At 34.5% G+C, this 24511-nt stretch carries 23 protein-coding genes and 1 tRNA gene; 14 read left to right on the top strand and 10 right to left on the bottom strand.

What is annotated here, in order from left to right; genetic code table 11:
• Together HNQ90_RS05030 and xylA are read left to right on the top strand one after the other, a co-directional pair.
• The coding region (locus tag HNQ90_RS05030) for an FGGY-family carbohydrate kinase (protein WP_244962212.1) at positions 1-606 on the top strand (606 nt) is incomplete at its 5' end.
• 190 nt (positions 607-796) lie between these two features.
• Positions 797-2113 (top strand): xylose isomerase, encoded by a 1317-nt coding sequence (xylA, locus tag HNQ90_RS05035; RefSeq protein ID WP_144116799.1) that lies wholly within the window; start codon positions 797-799, stop codon positions 2111-2113.
• A gap of 125 nt (positions 2114-2238) precedes the next feature.
• Here the strand turns inward: xylA and HNQ90_RS05040 are convergent, their stop codons facing one another.
• Complete coding sequence (locus HNQ90_RS05040; RefSeq protein WP_144116800.1) at positions 2239-3321, bottom strand: substrate-binding domain-containing protein; 1083 nt, start codon at positions 3319-3321, stop codon at positions 2239-2241.
• Positions 3322-3510: 189 nt separating this feature from the next.
• On the opposite strand from HNQ90_RS05040, the gene HNQ90_RS05045 reads away from it, so the two are divergent.
• From HNQ90_RS05045 to HNQ90_RS05085, 9 genes are all read left to right on the top strand, one after another.
• Positions 3511-4338, top strand: a complete 828-nt coding sequence (locus HNQ90_RS05045; protein ID WP_144116801.1) for an SDR family oxidoreductase — start codon at positions 3511-3513, stop codon at positions 4336-4338.
• Positions 4339-4356: 18 nt separating this feature from the next.
• Positions 4357-5532, top strand: a complete 1176-nt coding sequence (gene uxuA, locus HNQ90_RS05050; protein WP_172625884.1) for a mannonate dehydratase — start codon at positions 4357-4359, stop codon at positions 5530-5532.
• A 23-nt stretch (positions 5533-5555) separates the two neighbouring features.
• Entirely contained in the window at positions 5556-6398 is an 843-nt protein-coding gene (kduI, locus tag HNQ90_RS05055) for a 5-dehydro-4-deoxy-D-glucuronate isomerase (RefSeq protein ID WP_144116803.1), read from the top strand.
• 3 nt (positions 6399-6401) lie between these two features.
• Positions 6402-7196: a gluconate 5-dehydrogenase gene (locus HNQ90_RS05060; protein WP_144116804.1), complete on the top strand. Its 795-nt coding sequence runs from the start codon at positions 6402-6404 to the stop codon at positions 7194-7196.
• Positions 7197-7288: 92 nt separating this feature from the next.
• Positions 7289-8470 (top strand): DUF4861 family protein, encoded by a 1182-nt coding sequence (locus tag HNQ90_RS05065; protein ID WP_144116805.1) that lies wholly within the window; start codon positions 7289-7291, stop codon positions 8468-8470.
• A 9-nt stretch (positions 8471-8479) separates the two neighbouring features.
• Positions 8480-9886 carry a glucuronate isomerase gene (gene uxaC, locus HNQ90_RS05070; RefSeq protein WP_144116806.1) on the top strand — a complete coding sequence of 469 codons (1407 nt, stop codon included), beginning with the start codon at positions 8480-8482 and terminating at the stop codon, positions 9884-9886.
• A 46-nt stretch (positions 9887-9932) separates the two neighbouring features.
• Positions 9933-10907 (top strand): TRAP transporter substrate-binding protein, encoded by a 975-nt coding sequence (locus tag HNQ90_RS05075; protein ID WP_241678375.1) that lies wholly within the window; start codon positions 9933-9935, stop codon positions 10905-10907.
• Positions 10908-10909: 2 nt separating this feature from the next.
• Positions 10910-11401: a TRAP transporter small permease gene (locus HNQ90_RS05080; RefSeq protein WP_144116807.1), complete on the top strand. Its 492-nt coding sequence runs from the start codon at positions 10910-10912 to the stop codon at positions 11399-11401.
• A 2-nt stretch (positions 11402-11403) separates the two neighbouring features.
• Positions 11404-12708, top strand: a complete 1305-nt coding sequence (locus HNQ90_RS05085; protein ID WP_172625885.1) for a TRAP transporter large permease — start codon at positions 11404-11406, stop codon at positions 12706-12708.
• A 97-nt stretch (positions 12709-12805) separates the two neighbouring features.
• On the opposite strand, the gene HNQ90_RS05090 is transcribed toward HNQ90_RS05085, so the two are convergent.
• Positions 12806-13276 carry a hypothetical protein gene (locus HNQ90_RS05090; protein ID WP_144116808.1) on the bottom strand — a complete coding sequence of 157 codons (471 nt, stop codon included), beginning with the start codon at positions 13274-13276 and terminating at the stop codon, positions 12806-12808.
• A gap of 161 nt (positions 13277-13437) precedes the next feature.
• Between HNQ90_RS05090 and trxB the strand changes: the two genes are divergently transcribed.
• Both trxB and HNQ90_RS05100 read left to right on the top strand, forming a co-directional pair.
• A complete protein-coding gene (trxB, locus tag HNQ90_RS05095) occupies positions 13438-14418 on the top strand; it encodes a thioredoxin-disulfide reductase (RefSeq protein WP_144116809.1) in 981 nt (326 codons plus the stop codon).
• Between the two features lie 98 nt (positions 14419-14516).
• A tRNA-Pro gene (locus tag HNQ90_RS05100) sits at positions 14517-14591 on the top strand.
• A 3-nt stretch (positions 14592-14594) separates the two neighbouring features.
• Here the strand turns inward: HNQ90_RS05100 and HNQ90_RS05105 are convergent.
• Together HNQ90_RS05105 and HNQ90_RS05110 are read right to left on the bottom strand one after the other, a co-directional pair.
• The gene (locus HNQ90_RS05105) at positions 14595-15752 is read right to left on the bottom strand and encodes an N-acetylglucosamine-6-phosphate deacetylase (RefSeq protein WP_144116810.1); all 1158 of its coding nucleotides are present in this window, start codon (positions 15750-15752) and stop codon (positions 14595-14597) included.
• A gap of 4 nt (positions 15753-15756) precedes the next feature.
• On the bottom strand, positions 15757-17235 hold the full coding sequence (locus HNQ90_RS05110) for a sodium:solute symporter family protein (RefSeq protein WP_144116811.1): 1479 nt from the start codon (positions 17233-17235) through the stop codon (positions 15757-15759).
• 379 nt (positions 17236-17614) lie between these two features.
• Between HNQ90_RS05110 and HNQ90_RS05115 the strand changes: the two genes are divergently transcribed.
• The gene (locus HNQ90_RS05115; protein WP_144116812.1) at positions 17615-18637 is read left to right on the top strand and encodes a LacI family DNA-binding transcriptional regulator; all 1023 of its coding nucleotides are present in this window, start codon (positions 17615-17617) and stop codon (positions 18635-18637) included.
• A 2-nt stretch (positions 18638-18639) separates the two neighbouring features.
• On the opposite strand, the gene HNQ90_RS05120 is transcribed toward HNQ90_RS05115, so the two are convergent.
• From HNQ90_RS05120 to HNQ90_RS05145, 6 genes are all read right to left on the bottom strand, one after another.
• Complete coding sequence (locus HNQ90_RS05120) at positions 18640-19386, bottom strand: 6-phosphogluconolactonase (RefSeq protein ID WP_144116813.1); 747 nt, start codon at positions 19384-19386, stop codon at positions 18640-18642.
• 345 nt (positions 19387-19731) lie between these two features.
• On the bottom strand, positions 19732-20568 hold the full coding sequence (locus tag HNQ90_RS05125; RefSeq protein ID WP_144116814.1) for a GIN domain-containing protein: 837 nt from the start codon (positions 20566-20568) through the stop codon (positions 19732-19734).
• Between the two features lie 148 nt (positions 20569-20716).
• Positions 20717-21445, bottom strand: a complete 729-nt coding sequence (locus HNQ90_RS05130; RefSeq protein ID WP_144116815.1) for a head GIN domain-containing protein — start codon at positions 21443-21445, stop codon at positions 20717-20719.
• A 153-nt stretch (positions 21446-21598) separates the two neighbouring features.
• Complete coding sequence (locus HNQ90_RS05135) at positions 21599-23386, bottom strand: PspC domain-containing protein (RefSeq protein ID WP_144116816.1); 1788 nt, start codon at positions 23384-23386, stop codon at positions 21599-21601.
• On the bottom strand, positions 23383-23724 hold the full coding sequence (locus tag HNQ90_RS05140; protein WP_092851718.1) for a PadR family transcriptional regulator: 342 nt from the start codon (positions 23722-23724) through the stop codon (positions 23383-23385). The genes HNQ90_RS05135 and HNQ90_RS05140 overlap by 4 nt, the downstream gene beginning before the upstream one ends.
• A 278-nt stretch (positions 23725-24002) precedes the next feature.
• Positions 24003-24449: a DUF4870 domain-containing protein gene (locus tag HNQ90_RS05145; protein ID WP_144116817.1), complete on the bottom strand. Its 447-nt coding sequence runs from the start codon at positions 24447-24449 to the stop codon at positions 24003-24005.
• Positions 24450-24511 lie beyond the last annotated feature (62 nt).

Consider the following 24511-nt stretch of genomic DNA (forward strand, 5'->3'; position numbering starts at 1 on the left):
TCCAGCCCAAAAATCGGTAAACTTTTAAATATTAATGGCGCCGGAATTCAATACCGATGGTTACTAAATAATTTGGATGTAAGCTCATACGAAGAGATGAATACTTTGGCCTCAGAGATTCCAGTTGGGTCAGACGGTGTCTGTTTGTTGCCCTTTGGTAACGGTGCAGAACGTATGCTAAACAATAAGGAAATAGGTACACGATTGGTAAATGTTAATTTAAACAACCATAACAAAGGCCATTTATGTCGCGCAGCACTCGAGGGTATTGCGTTTTCATTCTTTTACGGTATGGAAATCCTTAAGTCCGATGGTATCAAAGCAAGCGTCATTCGTGCCGGAAACGATAATTTATTCCGCTCAGAAATTTTCGCAAATACTGTAGCCACACTAATCGGGCAAGAAATAGAAATTTACAATACCACAGGAGCTATAGGAGCTGCCCGTGCAGCCAACTTACATAAAGGCGATTTTAAAGCCTTCGGAAAAGCCATTATGGATAACGATCATGTTATGACATTTATGCCATTAAAGGATAAAACACCGTATGTAAAAGCATATAAAACCTGGAAGAAAGAATTAGAGTTGGCATCAAATAATAATTAGGGCGCCTGCCTGCCGGCAGGTTACCAAAAGGGTCGGGCTTGAAGCCTGTCTTGAGCAAAGCCGAAAGGTTGCAAGTCCTCGCTTCCAAAAGGTCGCTGTGGGCTTTCCATTGCAATCCCTAACGCAAGGAGAATTAAAAATAAAAACAAACAAACGAATAAAAAATTAAACCATTAAACACATTTTCAGAATGGCAAATACAGAGTATTTTAAAGGCATAGGAAACATTAAATTCGAGGGTAAAGAATCAGACAACCCGCTAGCATTCAAATATTATAACCCAGACCAAGTTGTAGCAGGAAAAACCATGAAAGAATGGTTTAAATTCTCTATAGCATACTGGCATACCTTCTGTGGTCAAGGCTCAGATCCATTCGGACCAGGAACACAAAACTTTGCTTGGGATCAATCATCAGATCCTATTCAAGCAGCAAAAGATAAAGCCGATGCAGCATTCGAATTTATTGGTAAAATGGGCTTCGATTATTTCTGTTTCCACGATTTCGATTTAATTCAAGAAGGTGCAACTTTTGCAGAATCTGAGGCGCGTTTGGCAACCATTACCGATTATATAAAAGGTAAGCAAGCCGAAAGTGGTGTTAAGTTATTATGGGGAACAGCAAACTGTTTCTCTAACCCACGTTATATGAATGGTGCGTCTACCAATCCAGATTTCGATGTGGTGGCAAGAGCAGGAGGGCAAGTAAAATTAGCCTTAGACGCTACTATTAAATTAAACGGAGAAAACTACGTGTTCTGGGGTGGTCGCGAAGGTTACATGTCTTTATTAAATACAGATATGGGACGCGAGTTAGACCACATGGGGCAGTTCTTAACTATGGCCAGAGATTATGCAAGAGCGCAAGGTTTTAAAGGTAATTTCTTTATTGAACCTAAACCAATGGAGCCATCGAAACATCAATACGATTTCGATTCTGCAACCGCAATAGGTTTCTTAAAAGAATACGGTTTAGATAAAGATTTCAAAATCAATATTGAAGTAAATCACGCTACTTTAGCGCAACACACTTTTCAACACGAAATTGAAACCGCTGCAAAAGCTGGTATGTTAGGAAGTTTAGATGCTAACCGTGGCGATTACCAAAACGGATGGGATACCGATCAATTCCCTAATAACATTCAAGAAACAGCCGAGGCTATGTTAGTTTTTATTAAAGCTGGCGGATTGCAAGGTGGTGGTGTTAATTTTGATGCTAAAATTAGAAGAAACTCAACCGATATGGACGATGTATTCCACGCACATATTGGAGGAGCAGATACTTTTGCTAGAGCGCTTTTAATTGCTGATAGAATCATTACTTCTTCACCTTACGAGAAATTAAGAACAGAGCGTTACAGCTCATTCGATTCAGGAAAAGGAAAAGATTTCGAAAACGGAAAATTAAGCTTACAAGACTTGTACAAACTAGCTCAAGAAAACGGCGAGTTAAAACTACAAAGTGGTAAACAAGAGTTGTTCGAGAATATTATCAATCAGTATATTTAATCTGATTAATTAGTATATAAATTTTTAAGCCTCTTCAAAAACTAAATTTTGAAGAGGCTTTTTTATTACATGATATTCAGACAAAAGAGATGTTTATTGGTGATAATTTACTCTAGTTTAGTATTCTAATGCTTTGTGTTATTTTTTACGATATTAAACTCATGTCGTTCGTTATACTTTACGTTTTCCTTAATTAGTATATCAATAGGAACATAATGTTTAGGATTTGTAATGTCGTTTTTAAGTAAATATTCCGTTAAAAGTCTAATGGCTTCATATCCTTGATCAAAAGGTTTTTGAGATATTAAAAAAGAAACTGTATCATTTTGTAAGCATGCAATATTTTGCGGTGTATTATCAAATCCAATACATTCTAACTGGCTTAAATACTCTTTTTTCATACAATCAACCACAATATAAATTCTACTCGACGGAACAAAAACACCTTTAACTTCGGGGTGCTTTTCTAAATAACTATTAATTTTCTCTTTGGTTTCGTTAGAGCTATCTAAGTTTTCAATTTTTAACGTTTGGGTTGTAGAATTTATATTGTTTTTCACAAAATAATCATTAAAGCCTTTAATTCTATTGGATACCGCATTGTTTTTGGTAATGTTATATCTAGCCTGAATAATTAAAAATGCAGCGGGTTTTGGCAAGCTTAAATGCATAAGTTTACCCGCAATATAACCGGCGTTATAGGAGTCTTGTCCCACAAACCCAATATTGTTAAATCCATCAATATCAATGTTTACAAAAAGGTAGGGAATATTGAGTGCTTCTAATTGGTTTACAATCTTTTTAGTTTCTGCCGAAAAGTTAGGCACCATAATAACAGCAGTTGGTTTGGTTTCTATTAGGGCATTAAACGTGTTTAAATACGAGTCAGGGTCGTATTGATTGTAGCCGAAATTAGTCACTTGAACACCAAAGCTTTTTACATCTTCTGCACCCTTTAAAATACCTAAATAGGGAGATTGCCAGAATAAATCGAGTTCATTATGTTCAGGAATTAAAGTAGCAATAACATATTTGTTTTTCATTGCAAGTGCACTTGCAACGGGGTTTACGCTAAAATTATGATGCTCAAGTATTTTCTTTATTTTGGCTTCTGTTTTTTTAGATACACCACCTCGGTTATGCAATACTCTATCTACGGTACCTTCTGATACTTGGGCTTCTTTGGCGATATCTTTAATTGTAATCATATAAAAAATATTAATGGCTCCACTTTATTAATTATAAAACCTATGCCATACGTTTTGTAATTGGAAGCAATTTAGTTATAATATTTAATATTTTGTGTGCGCACACTATTTTTTTGCTATATTTGTGTGTGCGTACACGAAAATTGTGTAATTTTAAGTATTTCGCACTTTAATAAATATAAAATAATAATGAGTAAAGTAGTAGTTTTAACAGGTGCAGGAGGTGTTTTATGTAGTACTTTGGCCAAAGCTTTAGCTAAGGAAGGACACAAAATTGCAGTTTTAGATTTAAGAAAAGAAGCAGCAGATGAAGTTGCTAACGACATTAATAACGCTGGCGGAACTGCTATTGGGGTTGCTGCTAATGTTTTAGAAAAGGAATCCTTGGAATTGGCTAAAACAGAAGTTAATAATAAATTAGGGCCATGTGATATTTTAGTAAACGGAGCAGGAGGTAATCATCCTTTGGGGACCACTAGTAACCCGCACTTATTAGCTAAAGATCTTGAAGATACTACCGAAGGTTTTAAAACTTTTTTTGACTTAGATCCTTCTGGAATTCAATTCGTATTTAATTTGAATTTTATTGGCACACTATTACCAACTCAAATTTTTGCTAAAGATATGGTAGGCAGAAAAGGATGTAGTATTTTAAATATCTCGTCTATGAATGCCTTTACGCCATTAACAAAAATACCGGCATACAGTGGTGCTAAAGCAGCGGTTTCTAATTTTACACAATGGTTAGCTGTACATTTTAGTAAAGTGGGTATTCGTGTTAATGCATTGGCTCCTGGGTTTTTCTTAACCGACCAAAACAGAAGCTTATTAACCGAAAGTGATGGTAGTTTAACACCTCGCGGAAATCAAATTATAGACCAAACGCCTATGGGTAAGTTTGGCGAGCCAGAAGATTTAGTAGGAACAACATTATGGTTATGTGGCGAAGGTTCAGCTTTTGTTACCGGAGTTGTAGTGCCAATTGATGGCGGATTTAGTGCTTATAGCGGCGTTTAATACTTTTAATTTATTTTTATGGAACAGACATGGAGATGGTACGGACCAAATGATCCCGTATCCTTATCGGATATAAAACAGGCAGGTGCAACAGGTATTGTTTCTGCATTACATCATATTCCTAACGGCGAGATTTGGACAATTGATGACATTCAAAAAAGAAAAAACACTATTGAAAGTGTTGGATTAACATGGAGTGTTGTTGAGAGTATTCCGGTACACGAAAGCATTAAAACACGTTCTGGTAATTTTCAAAAATATATTGAAACCTATAAGCAAAGTATAGCAAATTTAGCGCAATGCGGTATTAATATTGTGTGCTATAATTTTATGCCGGTTTTAGATTGGACACGAACCGATTTAAGTTTTCAAGTAGAAGACGGATCTAAAGCATTGCGTTTTGATGTTATTGCTTTTGCTGCCTTCGAACTTTTTTTATTAAAACGTCCAGGTGCAGAACAAAGCTATACTGAAGCGCAACAAAAAGGAGCAAAGGTTTATATTGATAAGCTTTCAGAAGCGGATCAAAAACAACTTGTAAATAATATTATTGCAGGTTTACCAGGAGCCGAAGAAGGTTATACCTTAGAGCAATTTCAAACTATTTTAGATACCTATAAAGATATCGATGCTACTGCATTACGTAATAATTTAGTGTCTTTTTTAAAAGAAATTATTCCTGTAGCATCTCAAAATCAAGTCTTAATGTGTATTCATCCAGACGATCCACCATATCCTATTTTAGGATTACCACGAGTAGTAAGTACAGAGGCCGATTATGCGCATTTATTTGAAAATGTTCCAGACCGTGCCAATGGTATTACATTCTGTACAGGCTCTTTAGGTGTAAGAGCAGATAATAATCTTGTTCAAATTTTTAAACGCTTTGCAGATAGAGCACATTTCCTGCATTTAAGAAGCACAAAGCGCGATGAAGCTGGTAATTTTTACGAAGCCAATCATTTAGATGGCGATGTAGATATGTACAGCGTTGTAAAAGCAATTTTAGAAGAAGAAAAAAGACGTAAAGCAGCAGGTTATGCAGATTTTGCTATTCCTGTTAGGCCAGATCATGGTCATCAAATGCTTGACGATTTAAACAAAAAAACAAACCCAGGTTATTCCGGGATAGGTAGGCTAAGAGGATTAGCAGAACTACGAGGTTTAGAATATGGGATAAAGCAAACTATATAATAAACAAACAACAACAACTTATCATGAAAACAAGTTACGAAACGCGTTACGCGTCCAGTCCGAAAGCAGTAAAAAAGTACGACACAGAGGAGTTAAGAGAAGAGTTTTTAATTGAAAACTTAATGCAGGAAGATCAATTAGTTTTGGTTTACACACATTATGATAGATATATGGCAGGTTCTGCGGTACCTGTTGCAGGACCAATAGCTTTAGAGACTATTGATCCTTTAAAATCATCATACTTTTTAGAGAGAAGAGAAATAGGTATCATCAATGTAGGTGGCGATGGTACAGTTGAAGTTGATGGTGAAGAATTTCAATTAACTTTAAAAGATGCGTTATACATTGGTAGCGGAAAAAAAGAAGTTGTCTTTAAAAGTAATGACAAAAATAATCCAGCAAAGTTTTATTTAAACTCAGCGCCAGCACACACTAGCTTACCAACAATAAAAGTAAGTAAAGCTGATGCTAATAAAATAGAATTAGGATCGTTAGAAACAGCTAATCACCGTACAGTAAACCAAATGATTATTGGTGGAATAGTGGAAACTTGTCAGCTTCAAATGGGAATGACAGAGTTAAAAACAGGAAGTGTGTGGAACACCATGCCAGCACACGTCCACGATCGTAGAATGGAAATTTACTATTATTTAGATATCCCTCAAGATCAGGCTGTATGTCATTTTATGGGAGAGCCACAAGAAACGCGTCACATCTGGATGCAAAATCACCAAGCAGTAATTTCTCCACCATGGTCTATCCATTCAGGTTCAGGAACTTCAAATTACACATTTATTTGGGGAATGGCAGGAGAGAATTTAGATTATGGCGATATGGATGTTGCTAAAATAACAGAATTAAGATAAGCTATGAGTACATCATTATTTGATATAAAAGGAAAGAATGCTTTAGTAACCGGAAGTACCCACGGTTTGGGAATGGCTATGGCCAGAGGTTTAGGTTTAGCAGGTGCAACGGTAATTGTTAACGGTAATTCTTCACAAGAAAAAATCGATAACGCTGTTGCGGAATATAAAAAAGAAGGTATAAACGCTGTTGGTTATAAATTTAATGTAGCTAATGAAGACGAGGTTATTGCAGCAGTTGCAAAAATTGAAGCGGAAGTTGGTCAAATAGATATCTTAATTAACAATGCAGGTATTATAAAACGTACACCATTAATAGACATGGAGGTAGCCGATTTTAAGCAGGTTATCGATATCGATTTGGTAAGCCCGTTTATAGTTTCTAAGCATGTTGTAAAAGGCATGATTGCTAGAAAAGAAGGTAAGGTTATTAATATTTGCTCTATGATGAGCGAATTAGGCCGAAACAGTGTTGGTGCTTATGCCGCAGCAAAAGGTGGATTAAAAATGTTAACCCAAAATATGGCAACAGAATGGGCAAAACATAATGTGCAAGTTAATGGTATAGGTCCAGGATATTTTGCAACAAGCCAAACAGAACCAATTCGTGTAGAAGGACATCCTTTTAACGATTTTATTGTAAACAGAACACCTGCTGCAAAGTGGGGAGATCCTAACGATTTAGCTGGTGCAGCCATATTTTTGTCGGCTAAAGCTAGTGATTTTGTTAGCGGACATATTTTATACGTAGATGGTGGTATATTGGCAACAATAGGGAAACCATCAAACGAAGATTAGTAAATACTGCGCGTAATTCATGCTTTTAATTTATGTTAAAAGCAGAGTTATGCGCATTACCTTTTGCTTGTAAAACACTAAAAATTAAACAAATGAAAAACATACTATTTTCCGCTTTATTAATGGGAGCTTTTTTTACCCAAAGCTGTCAGCAGGAAGCATCAGGACACAGGGTAACTGTTAAAAATGCATTGGAAGTGTCTCGTTCAAATGAAACGGTTGAAATTAAAAAATCAGATTTAACATTAAAGGAAGGCGAAAGCTTTGAAAACTTAGCGGTTCAAGATGCAACAACTAAAGCTATTTTAGTATCTCAATTTGTAGATGAAGATCAGGACGGTAATGTCGATGTACTTTTATTTCAACCAAAATTAGAAGCTAAATCAGAAAAACAATTTAATCTAGTTTCTGCTGAAGGTAATACAGCACAAGAAGTAACAGAGTTTTGTTATTCTCGATTTGTTCCAGAAAGAACAGATGATTTTGCTTGGGAAAACAATAAAGTAGCCTTTAGAACTTATGGTCCAGTTGCCCAAAAAATGGTAGAGGACGGCACTAAAGGAGGAACTTTATCAAGTGGTATTGATGGGTGGTTAAAAAAAGTAGAATATCCAATTATTAATAAGTGGTATGCTAAAAACGATAAAGCGCCTGGTGCTTATCATTTACCGTCGCCAGAAGGTTTAGATAATTTTCATGTTGGTGTAAGTCGCGGTATTGGAGGAACAGCGGTAAAAAGCGATACAACGTATTATGTTTCTAAAAACTTTACTAATTGGAAAGTTATTACAACAGGACCAATTAGAACAAGCTTTATTTTGGATTATGCAGACTGGGACGCTAACGGAAAAATGATTTCTGAAAAGAAACACATTTCTTTAGATTACGGTAGTAACTTAACTAAATATGAAATAGAAGTTGGTGGTACAAATTCTATTTATTCAGGTTTAACCTTACATGAAAATGATGGTGTGCCAACAGAAAATGTAAACGAAGGGTGGATATCGTATTGGGAGCCACATGGCGATTCAGAGTTAGGTACAGCGGTAGTTATACCTAATGGAAACATGATGTCTTCAGAGTTTTTTGTAACAGGTTTAACAGATCAAAGTAATTTATACGCTCAAATAAAAATAAACCAAGGAAAAGCTGTTTTCTATTCGGGTTATGGATGGAAAGAAGCCAATGAGTTTACTACAAAAGAATCTTGGGAAAACTACATAAAAGATTTCACCTTAAAAATTAATAACCCTTTAGAAGTATCCGTACACTAGAAATTTGTTATGAGCCCAAAACCTTTTATTACAGAAAATTTTTTATTACAATCTGAAGTTGCTCAAGTTCTATACCATGAGTATGCTAAGGATTTACCAATAATTGATTATCATAATCATTTATCTCCAAAAGATATAGCTGAAGAATTACCTGTAAAAAACATTACCAAAGCTTGGTTACAAGGCGACCATTATAAATGGCGTGGTATGCGAGCAAATGGTATTGAGGAAAAGTATATAACGGGTTCTAATACTTCGCAAAAGGAGAAGTTTTTAAAATGGGCAGAAACAGTACCTTATACGCTAAGGAATCCATTGTTTCATTGGACGCATTTAGAGCTAAAGGCCTATTTTGGTATTAATGAGCTTTTAAGTCCTAAAACAGCCGATGTTATTTACGAAAAAGCAAATGCTATTCTAGAAAATAAAACGCCAGCCCAATTATTAGAAGATATGAAAGTTGAGGTAGTTTGTACTACAGACGACCCAACGGACGATTTAAATTACCATAAGCAAATAGCTGAAAACGATAATATTTCAGCCAAAGTATTGCCGACCTTTAGAGCAGATGCTTTGTTTTTTATTAATAAAGATAACTTTTTAAGCTATTTACAAAAGCTAGAAGCTAGTACCAATTTAAAAATAACCACATTAAATGATTTCTTAAGCGCTTTAGATACGCGAATAGAATTCTTTAATAGTCATGGCTGTCGCTTATCCGATTTTGGTGTAGGAGAAGCGCTTACTATGGTAGATTATAATGAAGCCGAAGTTTCAGAGATATTTACTAAAAAATTAAATGGAAATAACCTAAGCGAGAACGAGGTTAATAAATATCGCTCGTTTTTGTTTATTTACTTAGGTAAAAAATACCACGAATACGATTGGATACAACAATATCATTTAGGACCTATTCGAAATAATAATTCATTATTGTTAGAGCAAGTTGGACTAGATGCAGGTGTAGATTCTATTGGCGATTTTCCAATGGCCGAGTTTATGTCTAAATTATTCGATACACTAAATGCAACCAATCAATTAGCAAAAACCATTACCTATAATTTAAACCCATCGCAAAACGAAGTGTTTGCTACCATGATGGGGAACTTTCAAAATTCGGATGCACCAGGAAAAATGCAATGGGGTTCTGGTTGGTGGTTTTTAGACCAAAAGGACGGTATGGAAAAACAACTTAACACCTTATCAAACATGGGCTTATTAAGTCGTTTTGTGGGTATGTTAACCGATAGCAGAAGTTTCTTATCCTTTCCTAGACACGATTATTTTAGACGAATTTTATGTAATCTTCTTGCCGAAGATGTTAACAATGGCTTGGTGCCAAACGACATAGAATTTCTAGGAAAATTGGTTCAAGATATTTGTTATAATAACGCAGTGAACTACTTTAAATTTTAAATACTAAACTAAACTAAATTAAACTTGAAAAAACACCACCACAATTATGATGAATAGAATGTTTTATTGCCTATTACTGGTATTTCTTTTTACAGGCTGTAAAAGGAATAGCGATGTAAAAGTTATGTATCTAGCACATACCTTACCGCAATCGCACCCAGTTCACAAAGGAATCTTGGAATTTAAAAGAGCTCTTGCCGAAAAGTCCGGAGGAAAAATGGATATCAAGATTTTTCCAGATGGCCAATTAGGTTCCGAACGAGAAACGCTCGAGTTATTGCAAATTGGAAGCGTAGCCGTTACTAAAGTGAGTGCAGCGACCTTATCTAATTTTGTACCTGAATATCATATTCTAGGGATTCCTTATTTATTTAGAGATAAGCAACACCAATTTGATGTTTTAGAAGGCGAAGTAGGGAAATCTATTTTAGAAAAAGGAAGTAAATTTTGGTTACGCGGATTGTGTTATTATGATGCAGGAAGCAGAAGCTTTTATACCTCAAATAAACCTATACGTACACCCGATGATTTAAAAGGTCTTAAAATTAGAGTCATGAACAACCAAATGGCTATTAATATGGTAAATTCTTTAGGTGGTTCGCCAACGCCTATGGCTTATGGAGAACTTTATACCGCTATCCAACAGGGTGTGGTAGATGGTGCAGAAAATAATCCGCCATCGTTTGTGTCGTCAAATCATTATGAGGTAAGTAAGTATTATACCCTAGATCAGCACTCATCGGTTCCAGATGTATTATTAATTGGTACAAAATATTGGGAAAGTTTAACCGAAGAAGAAAAAATTTGGGTACAAGAAGCGGCCGATATATCGAGTCAAGCACAAAAGAAATTTTGGAGTGATTCTGTTGAAGAATCTATGGCAGTAGCTAAGGCTGCTGGGGTAGAAATTATTATTCCGGAGAAATCCTTATTTCAAGAAAAGTCTAAACCAGTTTTAGAAACTTTTCAAAAGGAGCACCCAGAAATGGATGATTTAATTAATAAAATTAAAAACCAATAATTATGAAAACAGCAGATGTTCTTTTTAATAAAGTATGTAGAATCATGGAGGTTATCCTGGTTGCTATTTTTGGATTGTTGGTTGTAGATGTTTTAGGTCAAGTGTTTTCTAGATATATTCTAAATACATCTTTTGCCTTTACAGAGGAGCTTGCAAGATTCTCGCTAATTTGGTTGTCTATTTTAGGAGCAGCCTATCTTAATGCTAAAAGACAGCATTTATCAATGGATTTTCTCTATCAGAAGTTTTCCGCAAGTGGACGAAAAAAAGCCTTGTATTTTATAGAGATTTGTGTCTTTTTATTTGCTTTAATAGTTATGGTAATAGGTGGTTTTAATTTAGTGTATACCACATTACATTTAGGGCAATTATCAGGGACATTAAGAATTCCGTTAGGCTATATTTATGCCATTTTACCAATAAGTGGTTTACTTATTATGTGGTTTTCAATTTATCACATCACACAAATTAGTGCTAACAAAATAACCGAATAGACATGAGTATAGAAGTAATAAGTATTATCGTTTTATTTGCAAGTTTTTTTACATTATTAATGTTAAAAGTACCAGTAGCTTATAGTATTGGTATTTCTACCACATTAAGTTTACTGCTTAATATTGATAAACTGCCAGGATTAACAACTATTGCACAACGAATGACCACCGGTATTGATAGTTTTGCGCTATTAGCCATACCGTTTTTTGTATTGGCAGGCGAAATTATGAAACGTGGTGGTATTGCTAACCGCCTTATCAATTTTGCTAAATCTCTAGTAGCGAGCTTACCAGGAGGTTTGGCTTATGTAAATGTATTAGCTTCCATGTTGTTTGGAGCCATTTCAGGGTCTGCAATTGCAGCAACATCTGCTATAGGTAGTATTATGACAGATAGAATGGAAGACGAAGGATATCCAAGAGAATTTAGTGCCTCGGTTAATATCACTTCGGCCACTACAGGGTTGTTAATTCCGCCTAGTAATATTTTAATTGTATATGCATTGGCTAGTGGCGGAACCGCATCAGTAGCCGCTTTATTTATTGCTGGTTATTTACCAGGTATTTTATTAGGGCTTGCCATTATGGCGTATATAGCTTTTGTGGCTATCACTAGAAAATTTGCTAAAGGTACTCGTGCTCCTATATCATTAATATGGACCTATTTTAGAAAAGCATTTTTTAGCCTTTTACTATTGGTTATTGTTGTTGGTGGTATTGTAGCTGGAGTTTTTACAGCAACCGAAGCATCTGCAATTGCAGTGTTATATGCAGCAGTGTTAGCACTTGTTTATGGCGATGTTAGTACAAAGGATTTTCCGGATATATTACTAACTAGCGCTAAAACAACTGCCGTAGTTATGTTCCTAATATGTACATCTATGGCGATGTCTTGGTTGTTTTCTTTTGAAGGTATTCCAGAACTTATAAGTGGCTTTTTGTTGGAGCAATTCAGTAATAAAATAGTTATATTTTTAGTAATAAATATCGTGTTATTAATTATTGGAACCTTTATGGATATGACGCCAGCAGTACTAATATTTACACCTATATTCTTACCTGTAGTGGTTGCTTTAGGTATGGATCCTGTACATTTTGGTATTGTATTGGTATTAAATTTATGTATTGGTTTATGTACGCCTCCTGTGGGAACTATACTCTTTGTGGGTAGTGGTGTTGCCAATGTATCGGTAACGCAAGTTGTTAAGCCTTTACTGCCCTTTTTACTTATAATGATCATCGTATTATTACTTATAACTTACATTCCGGCAATATCAATGTATTTACCAGGTTTGTTTGATCTTTAAAAACCAGTAATTTTTACTTTAAAACTATACAAAAGGGACTATAAGCAATTATAGTCCCTATTTCTTTTTAGCTTAATTTGATTAAGAAATAGTGTCTTTATTCCAATCGAATATAATTTTCAGAGATAATAGGATGTCCTAAATCATCAATTTCGGTTTGGCTAAATTCATTTTCGCTAATAGTTACATTAAAACTAAATTCAGTTTTTTCCTTTATAACTTCGTTCATCGATTTAGAGCCGTATTCTAAAATTTCGGTTAAAATACCATTCTCAATCTTATATTCTCCATAAGCAAACCAGTCAATAGTGTCGAAAATTCTAGTCCTGCTCCACATCACTTTTGTTTTCGAATACATTTTGATCTGTTTATTAGTATCCGAGGTTAAAATGGTGTCTGCTATTCCGTTTTCGCCATAATTTATAAAACTTACTAGTTTCCAAGCGCCTTCTAAACTATTATTGGTGTTAACAATTATAGAAGGTGTTTTTTCTATGTTATCAACTTTTGGTTTGTTGTTACAAGAGCATAATAGAATAATACAAATAAATAATGTGAGCTTTTTCATAATGTTAATTATTAGGAGGTTACGCTACTTAAGTTACGAAAAAAACAGATAGCAATCTTTTTTATAATGAAGTGTTATGTGGTTATAGAAACTGTTGATAACTTAACTGTAAGGTTTCAATCAAAAATTCTACTTTTGTACTACTAAAATTAATAGGAATTATGTCTGATACAATAGAAAAAGTTAAATGCTTAATTATAGGTTCTGGACCAGCAGGTTATACAGCCGCAATTTATGCTGCTAGAGCAAATATGAGCCCTGTTTTATATCAAGGTACGCAACCAGGAGGACAATTAACAACTACTAATGAGGTTGAAAACTTTCCGGGGTATCCAGAAGGTATTACTGGTCCAGAAATGATGATGCAATTACAAGCGCAAGCACAACGTTTTGAAGCTGATATTCGTGATGGATGGATAACAAAAGTAGATTTTTCTGGTGATGTGCATAAGGTGTGGGTTAATGAAGAGAAAGAAATTCATTGTGATACCGTTATTATTTCTACTGGAGCATCTGCAAAATATTTAGGGTTAGATTCTGAGCAGAAATATTTAAAATTAGGAGGAGGCGTTTCAGCTTGTGCTGTGTGTGATGGCTTCTTTTACAGAAACCAAGAAGTTGTAATTGTTGGTGCGGGAGATTCAGCTTGCGAAGAAGCACATTATTTATCTAAACTTTGTAAAAAGGTAACTATGTTAGTTCGTAGAGATGAGTTTAGAGCTTCAAAAATTATGGCTACTCGTGTTAAAAACACCGAAAATATAGAAATCTTATTTAACTCTGAAACCGATGAGGTTTTAGGTGATGGACAAGTGGTAACAGGCGTTCGTGTGGTTAATAATAAAACTAATGAAAAGCACGACATTGAAGCCACTGGATTTTTTGTCGCTATTGGTCACAAACCAAACACAGATATATTTAAAGGCTTTTTAGAATTAGATGAAACAGGATATATAATAAATACTCCAGGAACGTCTAAAACTAATATTGAAGGTGTTTTTGTATCTGGTGATGCAGCAGACCACGTGTATAGACAAGCGGTTACAGCAGCTGGTACAGGTTGTATGGCAGCTTTAGATGCAGAACGTTATTTAGCAGCTAAAGACTCTACATTCGAGGTGTCTACGTCTAGTTATAATTAACTTGTAGAATTTATAATAATATTAAGCCGGAGCATTTGCTTCGGCTTTTTTTGTTTTGTAATTATTTTAAAAAATACGTTCTTTGGTATTGTTTTAAACGGGATGTGGCGCAGTCCGGTTAGCGTACATGGCTGGGGGTCATGTGGTCGCAGGTTCAAATCCTGTCATCCCGACAATTAGTTTTTATTAGGATTAGAATACACGATATCTGCAGATTGAATAGTTTTTATTACTTCTAAACCATTATCGGTTTTTTCAAAAATCACCAAATTAGCTTTTTGTCCAACTTGTAGTAAGTTATTGGATGTGCCAAATAATATTTCTGTAGGTTTAATTGACGCCATATGCCATGCGTCTTTTAATGATGCGATGTTTTTATTAATTAATTGGTTCACACACCAAAGTAAAGATTGAGCAGAACCTGCTAGCATATAAGGATTTCCTTGCATGTGTAATTTTCCTGAAGCATCTAGTGTGATTTCGCCACCAATATGACTTTTATAGTTTCCTGTAGGAAGACCAGCGAAAGATGTTGTATCGCTAACTAAAATACTTTTATCTGGTTTTGTTTTTAGAAAAATATTCAGCAAAGCATCTGGTAAATGGAAGCCATCGGCAATAATACTAGCCCAGAGATCATCAGAAGCTAATTGTTCAAAAATATAATTATTATGGCGCGGTAACATGGCGTGCGAAGCATTTCCTAGGTGTGTAGACATTGTGGCTCCTGCTTTAATTGCGTCTTGAATTTGTTTTGGACTTGCAGCAGTATGGCCAATAGAAACAATTACTCCTGATGCAACACAATTTTTAATAAATTCGATTGATTCTGGCCATTCGGGAGATAGGGTTATTATTCGAATTTTTCCATTCGCTGCGTTTTGCCATTTTGTAAAAAGTTCCCAATTGGGTGCCTTTACAAATGCTTTGGAATGTGCGCCTCTTGGTCCATCTTCTAAAGATATAAATGGACCTTCTAAATGGATGCCGCCTATAGATTCATTTGTTTTAAATGATTCATTACAGGCGCGGGAAACAATTTTTAATAAATAGGTTGTGCTTTCATCACTATTTGTAATTATAGTTGGAAGAAAGCTTGTTATGCCTTCTTCTAAGAGATCTTCACATATTTTGTTAACGTCGGCAACTTTTAAGTCTAAACTGTTTAAATCAATACCTTTATACCCATTAACTTGAAGATCTACTAATCCTGGTGCTATGTAATAGGAATGCTCAAGGCGTTGTTCGCATTTAGATATGTTTTTAATGTAACCACCCTCAACCTCGACGGTAATGGGCTCATTTGTTCTATAATCTAAAGCTTTAAAATTCATGCTGTTAATCGTTCGGATTCTTGTTTAAACTCAAATGGAGTTCAGTTATTTTTTGAGGAATAGGTGTTTTGTTTAACCAACCAACTAGTGTAAAAATAACTAATGATGCTAATATAGGGCCTCCCATTTCTAAGGCAAGTGATTTTTGTTCTACTAGTTTTAAAATTATAAAAACTAATAAACCACCTATAATTGATGCCATTGCAGCGCTGCTACCACTTTTTTTGAATGCTGGAAGTAAGCCAAGAATCATAGGAACTGATATTGGGCCTAATAAAGCGCCGAACCAAGTTACTATTAAACCAAAAATACCACCAAAACTACTAGCGTTTAACCCCACGATAATTGTAATTGCTGTGAAACAAAAGGTACAAATTCTAGCTAATCTTAATTCTTTTTTTTGCGATAAATTTCGGGATTTAGGAAATAGATTTGGTAAAATATCTCTACATATCACAGAAGATATGGTGTTAGAGTCTGATGATGTCATGGAAAGCGTATTAGCAAACATAGATGCTAATACTAAACCAAGTAAACCAGCGGGTAAAAACTTTTTAGCCATTAATCCGTACGAAAGTGTTGGATCCGAAAGATTTTCTAAAAACATGGGTGCCACAAACATGGGGTATAATAGGATTAAAGGCCAAATAAGATATAAAATTGAAGATAATATCCCAGCTTTTTTTGCAACTTTTGCTGAAGACGATGATATAAAACGTGTGGCAAGATTCCAGGTACCGCCACTATAACTAAAGAAATTAATTAGTAGCATGGTAAACGCGAAAGTAATAGTGTAAGGGTCGTTAAAAAAGTCTGAGTTGCCTTCAGGAAGTTTATCCCAAACTGTTGCAACACTCATTAATCCATCTTCAGAATTAATGATGATTATAACAAACATGGTTATTCCAGCTAATAACTGCACAATAAACTGAGCAAAATCATTCCAAACATCTGCCCATAAACCTCCAATAGTTATGTAAATTAAGGATACAACCCCCACTAATAGAATACCAAAAGTTATTGAGGTTCCGCTAAAAACATTTAGCAAAAGGGCTATTGCAGCAAGTTTACCTCCAGTATCAAATACTTTTATAATAGAACCTACCCACGCAATTAGTTGTTGGGTTTTAAGATCGTATCGAGTTAGTAGGTATTCCGTTGGCGACTGAATATTTGCGAACTTTCTAAGTTTAGCCCATCTTGGTGCGATATAAAAAGCGGCGAGTAGGGTAGCGATAGCAACTGTAAAAGCCCACCAAACATATAATGTAAAACCGTGTGTATATGCTATGCCAGCATACGCTACAAATACGGCTCCGCTATAACCCGAAACATGATGTGAAACACCAGATAGCCACCAAGGTAATTTTCCGCCTGCGGTATAAAAATCTGCGGAATTTTTTACTCGAGAATAGGCCCATAAGCCAATTGATAATAATAGAATAAAGTAAAAAGCCAGTACTATCCAATCGAGTAATTGCATATAGTTGTTGTTTTGTTTTGGTGTGTTTTTAGAAGTTAATGCAATAAACGAATGTATCTAATTTAGAAACTCATTTATCAACCTAACGTCACAAACTTAAATAAAAATACAAATTAATGCAAACGTTTGCATAAAAACTTGTGATACGTAGAATTATTGCTATTTAATATATATATTTAACTTTGTTAATTGTGGATTGGCTTCAAGCTGGAAAATAATAACTGTCATTTAATATAAATCACCCAATTATACTAAATATAACTTAATGGTGGTGTAAAGTGTTAATTTAATGAAATACCTTTTTAAGTGTTTCAAATAAGAAATATCGAAGGTTAATCTCGATAAAAAATATGGGTAGCAAACGTTTGTTTATTTTTTTATGAAAAACAGAATTACATTAAAAGATTTAGCAAAAGATCTTAATTTATCTCCTTCAACAATTTCTCGAGCTTTGGGTAATCATCCTGCAATAAGTGATGCTACTAAAAAAAGAGTTCAGAAAAAGGCCGATGAGAAGGGGTTTACTCCTAATTCTATAGCTTCTAGTTTTAGAATGAAAAAAACGAGATCTCTTGGTGTTATTGTTCCTAGGATTGATATTCATTTTCACTCGCTTGTAATTAGCGGTATTGAAGATTTTGCATATAAAAATAATTATAACGTAACTATTTATCAATCTAAAGACGCTTTAAAAAGAGAACAAGAAATCACTAAAATATTACAAACAAGAATGGTAGATGGTATTATTAGTTGTTTAAGTATTGAAACAACTAATTGTAAACATTTTAAAAAATTCAATAAGCTTGGTGTGCCTCTTGTTTTTTATGACCGCGTTCCTACCGATTTTGATGCAAGTAAAATTGTAATTAACGATTTTGAATCGTCCTTCACAGCAACTGAGCATCTTATAAAAAGCGGCTGTAAAAGAATAGGGCATATAGCTGGAAATCAAAAAACTAATATTTTTAAAGCCCGATTGGAAGGTTATAAAGCAGCGCTAAAAAGTTATGATTTACCTGTAGATGAAACTTTAATTATGCAAACCAATAGCTTAAGTTATGACGAAGGTGTTGCATGTGCTAAAAAATATTTAAGCCTTCCAGAATTGCCCGACGGATTGTTTTGTGCTAATGATTATACGGCAGTTAGTGCCATTCAAGTTTTTAGAAAAAATGAAATAAAAATTCCACAACAGGTGGCCATTGTAGGATTTAGTAATTACCCTATATCTCGAATTATAGAGCCTAATTTAACTACGGTTAATGATCGTGCATTTCACATGGGAGAAGCCTCGGCAAAACTTTTAATACGTCAAATAGAAGATAATAATGATATTATAGATTCTGAAATAATAACTTTAAAAACAGAATTAATTATTAGAGAATCTTCGAGAATAGGGTAAACCTAGATGCCTTTGTATGCTTGCGCGTCGAAATAAAAACTACAATCTGGATGTTTTGTGAGTATTGATGCTGGACACGTTGTAGTTATTATACCAGATAAGGTGTTTTTTACGGCCTCATTTTTTTTATGACCAACAACAACACAGAATAAATGAGTTCCATTATTTAGTGTTGGTATTGTTAAGGTTATCGCTTTTTTAGGTACATCAGAAATTGTTTTAAAGCAACCATCATTTACCTGTTGCACACGACAAGCATGGTCCAATTCCACTACTTTAATGGTTTGTGGGTCATTAAAATCGGCTACCGGTGGATCATTAAATGCTATGTGTCCGTTTTCACCAATTCCTAAACAAACTATGTCTATTGGTGCAGCCGTTAATAACTGCTCGTATTGTTCAATTTCATTAGGGACATCATGGTTTGTGTTAATAGTATTAATTTCCTTTAAATCAACTTTAGAAAAAAGATTTCGTTGTAAATAAGATGAAAATAATTGCGGTGCACCAGGTTTTAAACCAATATATTCGTCCATGTTAAATGCTGTTATTTTACTCCAATCAATTAATTTTGAGCTTGATAGGTGGTTTAGCATGGCGTCTTGTGAAGGTGCGGCTGCAAATATTATTCTAATATCGTTTCTTGTTTTTTGCAAGTTTACAATACAAGTTTCTATAGCCTTTCCTGCGGCATTTCCAGTTTGTTCTTTGGTTGGAAAAACGTGTATGTTAAGGTTTAAATTTGGCATTATTACTTTGTGTTTATAAGGATATATAATTTTAATTTTTAACCAATAATACAATGGTTAGCTGTTTCTTTTTTCTAAAATATACCACAAGGGTTCTATGTTCGGTTTTTAGAATTAGAAATAACTTCATCAAAATTAATAATTTATTAGTTTTATGCAAACGTTTGCATAAATATATTTTAAATGACTTTTGTTTTGGTATTTAAATAAAGTTAAATTGAGGTCGTTATAAGAAAGGAGCAAACCATAAGAATACTAAAAATAAACGCTCTCTCTTATCGCAACAAAAAAAGCCAAAGTAATTTACTTTGGCTTTTTTTGTTGTAAGAATTAACGAAGGAAAAATTATTTAACCTTCTTTTGAAGTTTCGCCGTGTCAGCAAGCTTGTTAATAATAATTTTAGGGTTCTGATATAAATAAATAGAACTCGCTCCAGAGGCTTCAATAGTAATATCGTCTAAAACTTCTAGGTGTGCATCGCTACTTATACTACAAATGACTTCGCAGGTATTTATTGTAAAGTTTTTTCCATTAAACGCAGTATTATTATCTAATTCTGCTTTAACTGTTTTACTAGAACCTTCAATGTTTGCTGTGGCACGTTGATATAAATTTGTTGTAAAAACCGAGGTGTTTATTAAGGCATCAATCTTGCTGTTGCCGCTCATAGAAAGTAAACAGTTTTCGCTAGTTAAATTTAATTTCACTTTAGATTTATCATCCATATCAACCGAAAAAACATTCGATTCTACAGTTAATCCTGCTTTTGATGAACCTCTTGTTTTTAAAGATCCATTTTCAATATCCATTGTAGCTAGCGATAGTATTTCGGCATCATCAGTCGTTTCAATGTGTTTTAAAACATCATTATGAGTGACTTTAATGTTTAGCTGCTTTTTTGATGTTATTCTGGCTTTTTTATTAAAGGTAAGTACACTATCAACAACTTTAAAATCAATGTATTCATGTAGGTTTTCGTCTGTTTCAATTTCAACAAATGGGTTAGCATCATAAATAATTTCAACTTCAAAGTCTTCATCTAAAATAATAGTATGGAACGCTTCAATATTGGTTTGTTGTATTGTTACAATTCTATTGCCCTTAACTTTCTCGGTACTTTGCGCTTTACAAAGGGTAATAGATAGTAAGCTTAAAAAAAATATGGAAAGAAATTTTTTCATTTTTAAACGAGTTAATTGTTTTTTTTGTTTCACTCTATACTTATTAGACAATAACAGGTAAAATAAGTCACTATCAAATATAAAACAAAAACCATCTCAATCCTTTAAAAAAGACCAAGATGGTTTAAACAGTGGTTGGTTTGGTTGGTTATTTTTGTTTTACACTGCCTGCCGAACTATCACTTTTATTGACTGTTTTTGGGTTGCCATAGTAGTTTATATCGCCACCACTTGTAGCTCTAGCCGTTAATTCTTTTGATGTGTTTACGGTAATATCTGCGCCACTAGTGGCTTTTACTTCGCTAGATTCTGCCATTAAATCGGCTGCTTCAATATCGCTTCCGCTGGTAGCTTCAGCAAGTAATTTAACCGTTTTTCCAGAGAGTCTTAAATCACTGCCGCTGGTGGATTTGCAATTTAAAACCGTTGTGTTTACATCAAGCGTCATATCACTTCCACTGGTTGTTTTTAAATCTAACCGCTCAACATGTATGGTATTCGTAGAATATACATCGCTACCACTAGTAGATGTTATGCTCGATATATCTTTAAAGCTTATATGTACTTTTTTGGCTTTGGCTTTACCAATGTTTTCTTTGGTGTGAATTTTTAAAACACCATTTTCAACCTCGGTTAAAATAATGTCGTGTAAGTTAGCATCGGCTTCAACGCTTATACTTTCAATATCGCTTTGGGTTAAATAAACATCTAAGCCTTCGGTAGCCTTAATGGCGGTAAAAGATTCGGTAATACTGCGGTCTTGAGAGATAATCTCGCCGTTTCCGCGAACACCAGTGTTGTAATTCATATCGAAATTACACGAAAAAAGGGTTAAACTTAACACGGTGGCAACAATGAATTTGATTAGTGTAGTCATGACGGTTCGTTTTTTGATTGATGATTAACTGTTGTACAAATATCCTTCTAAATAGCATTAATTAGAAACTTAAATATCTGAATTGTCGATTTTTATTGATGAATTGTTAGGTAAACTAATCCCGATATTATATCGGGATTTTTGTTTTATTATTTAATCTTCTGCGTCTATTTCAACACCTTCGGCATTTATGTTTAGGTTTACTTCCTCAGATTCGGCTTTAATACCATTTTTATCTATTTTTAAATGGCCTTCGTTGGAATGAATTTCAATACCATCGTCATTAATTTTAACACTAGGTGTATTCACTTTAATTTTAATATTTTCCTCTGGGCAGTCTAAACATACAGCATCTTCATAAATAATTTTCATGTAATGATTGGTGTCATCTCTAGAAATTATATTGCCATCATACGTGCGGTAATTCAAATGTCCTTTGGCGCTATTATTAAAATATGTTACTGCGTTTTCTGGTAAATAAAGAACAACATCAACCTCTTGGTCGCTAAATTTATTATCTGGATGTGTGGTTAAGTACGAGTCCAGTAACAAGGTGTTGTTTTTAAAATCGAAATTATAATTAATGTTTTTTGCACGCTCAATAGCGCTATCATAATCTCTACCATCGGCTTTTTTTCTAATAGCTACTCTAGCTACCGAGTCTGTAGTCGATTTTACAATAATATCAATATCCGCAGAGTATAGTACCTTATCACCATTGTCGTTATAGGCTAGTTTAAAATTATCATGACGCCCATAATCCGAGTTAAAATTATCGTTGTTTACCATTTTAATAGTAAGCGTATCTTTTGCGGTAATTGGAAGCTCGGTTTTTTCGGTGTAGCTCTCCTCGTAGGCATGTTCGCTAGCTTGTCTTACACCAAAAATAATAAGCGCTATAATCGAGATAATCCACAAACCAAGTAACGAGAATTTAGCAAGGTTGCCAATGGATTTCAGGTTGTTTATTAAAATCTTTAGCCCTAAATAGAATAAGAAAAAGAAAGGAATTCCAACGGCAAAAAAGGCACATAAAGACACTAACCAAATTGGGGTTTCGCCGGTATTGGCAATCTCTACAAGGTCTAAACCAGGTATATGAATTACATCGGCAATACCAACAGAAAATAAAGCTACAATAAGCGCAATTAACGTTGCAGCACTAGCTATAATTAGCAGCACGCCAATAAATTTTGAGAACACCTTAAAGAAAAACATAATAATGTCGCCTATGGTTTCAAAAAAAGATCTGGAAGACGATTTTATAGAATTCCCCGTTTTCTTAACATCTATATTCTTAGCCGCATTCGATACCGAGTCCGATACATTTTTGGCCACATCACCAACGGTTTCGGTAACAGTTTCAAAGCCGTCTTTAATTTTTTTTTCAATGTTACTAATGTTAACAGGCTCGCCCGTCATCATTATTTTTTCGGCAGTAGTTTTAGCTTCCGGAACTAAAATCCAAAGTAAAATATAAAGTAAAATACCGGTACCAGCACCAAAAATTAAAAGGATCCATGCTAATCTAATCCATATAGCATCAACACCAAAATAATGCGATAATCCAGATGATACGCCACCTACATAAGAGTTGTCTGTATCTCTAAAAAGCTTTCTCGAAGTAGTAGATTTTGTTCTGTAACTGGCCTGTGGCTCATCCTCAAAAATCTCGTCGTCCACCAAGTAATCTTCAGGTTGTCCCATTACCGATATCACTTCATCTACCTCGGCAATTCTAATAACCTGTTTATCGTTTTGCACGCGCTCATTAAAAAGTTCGGCAATACGCGCTTCAATATCGGCTATAATTTCAGATCGCCCTTGCGAGTCCGTAAACGAACGTTTTATAGCCTCCAGATAGCGTTGTAATTTTAAGTACGCATCCTCATCTATATGAAAAAATATACCTGCTAAATTTATGTTGACTGTTTTATTCATTTCTTTGGTGTTTTTTGGCTTGTTACTATAGTTACTGCGTTGTGTAATTCACTCCAAGTGGTATCTAATTCCTTTAAAAATAATTTTCCGGTTTCGGTTAAACCGTAATACTTTCTTGGTGGTCCAGAGGTTGATTCTTCCCATCTGTAATTTAAAAGTCCTGCGTTTTTAAGTCGGGTAAGTAAAGGGTAAATGGTCCCTTCAACCACCAGCAACTTGGCATCTTTTAAGGTGCTCAAAATTTCTGCTACATAAGCATCGTCGTCTTTTAAGACCGATAGTATACAGAATTCCAAAACCCCTTTACGCATTTGTGCTTTTGTGTTTTCTATCTTCATGTTCTAAGGCGTTTTAATGTTGTGAAACTGTTCATTTTTTGATTGATTTGATTGATTGATTATTGATGAAATTTTATTTTGTCACTTCGACTAGTTGGGCGTTACCACAAGGGTCGGGCTTTCCGTTACAAGTCCTCGCACCTCCTGCGTCGGGCTGTGGGCTTTCCACTGCAATCCCTAACGCGGGTTAGTCCGCAGATTTAGCTGCTCTGTAGTATTCATGGTTTTCTTTTTAAGGTTTCAGTTTCCCCTCTAAAAAGAGGGGATTAAGGGGTGTGTTATTTTAAAAAATTAATAGTAAACGGGTATTTATACACCTCGCCATCTCTAGCTTTTAAACTAGCCACAACTATTAAGGCCAATTCAATAATAAAACCAATTACTGCTATAGCACCTAAAGCGCCACCAATGTATAGTAGAGGCGAAGGCTTACCAATAGTAATATGGAAACTCTCAAAGGCATTAAAATCTATAAAATCAATACCACTAAAAATTTTAAAAACAAAAAACGGAATGGATAACGTACCTAAAATAATAGCGTACAAAAACACACTTAACTGAAAATTAATAATCGCTTTCCCGTTTCTATCTATAAATTCCGATTTGTCCTTATTCACACTCCATAAAAGAATAGGCCCAATAAAATTCCCAAAAGGAATAAAGAACCTACTAAACGTAGATAAGTGAATAAAAGTGGCAATGTTTTTTTGATGATTGTCTAACATGATTTTTTTCGATTGATTTAAAACATATAATAGTTTCTTATGCAAATATATGTCTAAAAGAA

The organism is Algibacter amylolyticus, assembly GCF_014202225.1.
Classification (GTDB): domain Bacteria; phylum Bacteroidota; class Bacteroidia; order Flavobacteriales; family Flavobacteriaceae; genus Algibacter_B; species Algibacter_B amylolyticus.

Bases quoted from the DNA above. Each gene is read 5' to 3' on its own strand.
- xylA (WP_144116799.1), top strand. From the start codon at position 797: ATGGCAAATACAGAGTATTTTAAAGGCATAGGAAACATTAAATTCGAG.
- HNQ90_RS05040 (WP_144116800.1), bottom strand. From the start codon at position 3,321: ATGATTACAATTAAAGATATCGCCAAAGAAGCCCAAGTATCAGAAGGT.
- HNQ90_RS05045 (WP_144116801.1), top strand. From the start codon at position 3,511: ATGAGTAAAGTAGTAGTTTTAACAGGTGCAGGAGGTGTTTTATGTAGT.
- uxuA (WP_172625884.1), top strand. From the start codon at position 4,357: ATGGAACAGACATGGAGATGGTACGGACCAAATGATCCCGTATCCTTA.
- kduI (WP_144116803.1), top strand. From the start codon at position 5,556: ATGAAAACAAGTTACGAAACGCGTTACGCGTCCAGTCCGAAAGCAGTA.
- HNQ90_RS05060 (WP_144116804.1), top strand. From the start codon at position 6,402: ATGAGTACATCATTATTTGATATAAAAGGAAAGAATGCTTTAGTAACC.
- HNQ90_RS05065 (WP_144116805.1), top strand. From the start codon at position 7,289: ATGAAAAACATACTATTTTCCGCTTTATTAATGGGAGCTTTTTTTACC.
- uxaC (WP_144116806.1), top strand. From the start codon at position 8,480: ATGAGCCCAAAACCTTTTATTACAGAAAATTTTTTATTACAATCTGAA.
- HNQ90_RS05075 (WP_241678375.1), top strand. From the start codon at position 9,933: ATGATGAATAGAATGTTTTATTGCCTATTACTGGTATTTCTTTTTACA.
- HNQ90_RS05080 (WP_144116807.1), top strand. From the start codon at position 10,910: ATGAAAACAGCAGATGTTCTTTTTAATAAAGTATGTAGAATCATGGAG.
- HNQ90_RS05085 (WP_172625885.1), top strand. From the start codon at position 11,404: ATGAGTATAGAAGTAATAAGTATTATCGTTTTATTTGCAAGTTTTTTT.
- HNQ90_RS05090 (WP_144116808.1), bottom strand. From the start codon at position 13,276: ATGAAAAAGCTCACATTATTTATTTGTATTATTCTATTATGCTCTTGT.
- trxB (WP_144116809.1), top strand. From the start codon at position 13,438: ATGTCTGATACAATAGAAAAAGTTAAATGCTTAATTATAGGTTCTGGA.
- HNQ90_RS05105 (WP_144116810.1), bottom strand. From the start codon at position 15,752: ATGAATTTTAAAGCTTTAGATTATAGAACAAATGAGCCCATTACCGTC.
- HNQ90_RS05110 (WP_144116811.1), bottom strand. From the start codon at position 17,235: ATGCAATTACTCGATTGGATAGTACTGGCTTTTTACTTTATTCTATTA.
- HNQ90_RS05115 (WP_144116812.1), top strand. From the start codon at position 17,615: ATGAAAAACAGAATTACATTAAAAGATTTAGCAAAAGATCTTAATTTA.
- HNQ90_RS05120 (WP_144116813.1), bottom strand. From the start codon at position 19,386: ATGCCAAATTTAAACCTTAACATACACGTTTTTCCAACCAAAGAACAA.
- HNQ90_RS05125 (WP_144116814.1), bottom strand. From the start codon at position 20,568: ATGAAAAAATTTCTTTCCATATTTTTTTTAAGCTTACTATCTATTACC.
- HNQ90_RS05130 (WP_144116815.1), bottom strand. From the start codon at position 21,445: ATGACTACACTAATCAAATTCATTGTTGCCACCGTGTTAAGTTTAACC.
- HNQ90_RS05135 (WP_144116816.1), bottom strand. From the start codon at position 23,386: ATGAATAAAACAGTCAACATAAATTTAGCAGGTATATTTTTTCATATA.
- HNQ90_RS05140 (WP_092851718.1), bottom strand. From the start codon at position 23,724: ATGAAGATAGAAAACACAAAAGCACAAATGCGTAAAGGGGTTTTGGAA.
- HNQ90_RS05145 (WP_144116817.1), bottom strand. From the start codon at position 24,449: ATGTTAGACAATCATCAAAAAAACATTGCCACTTTTATTCACTTATCT.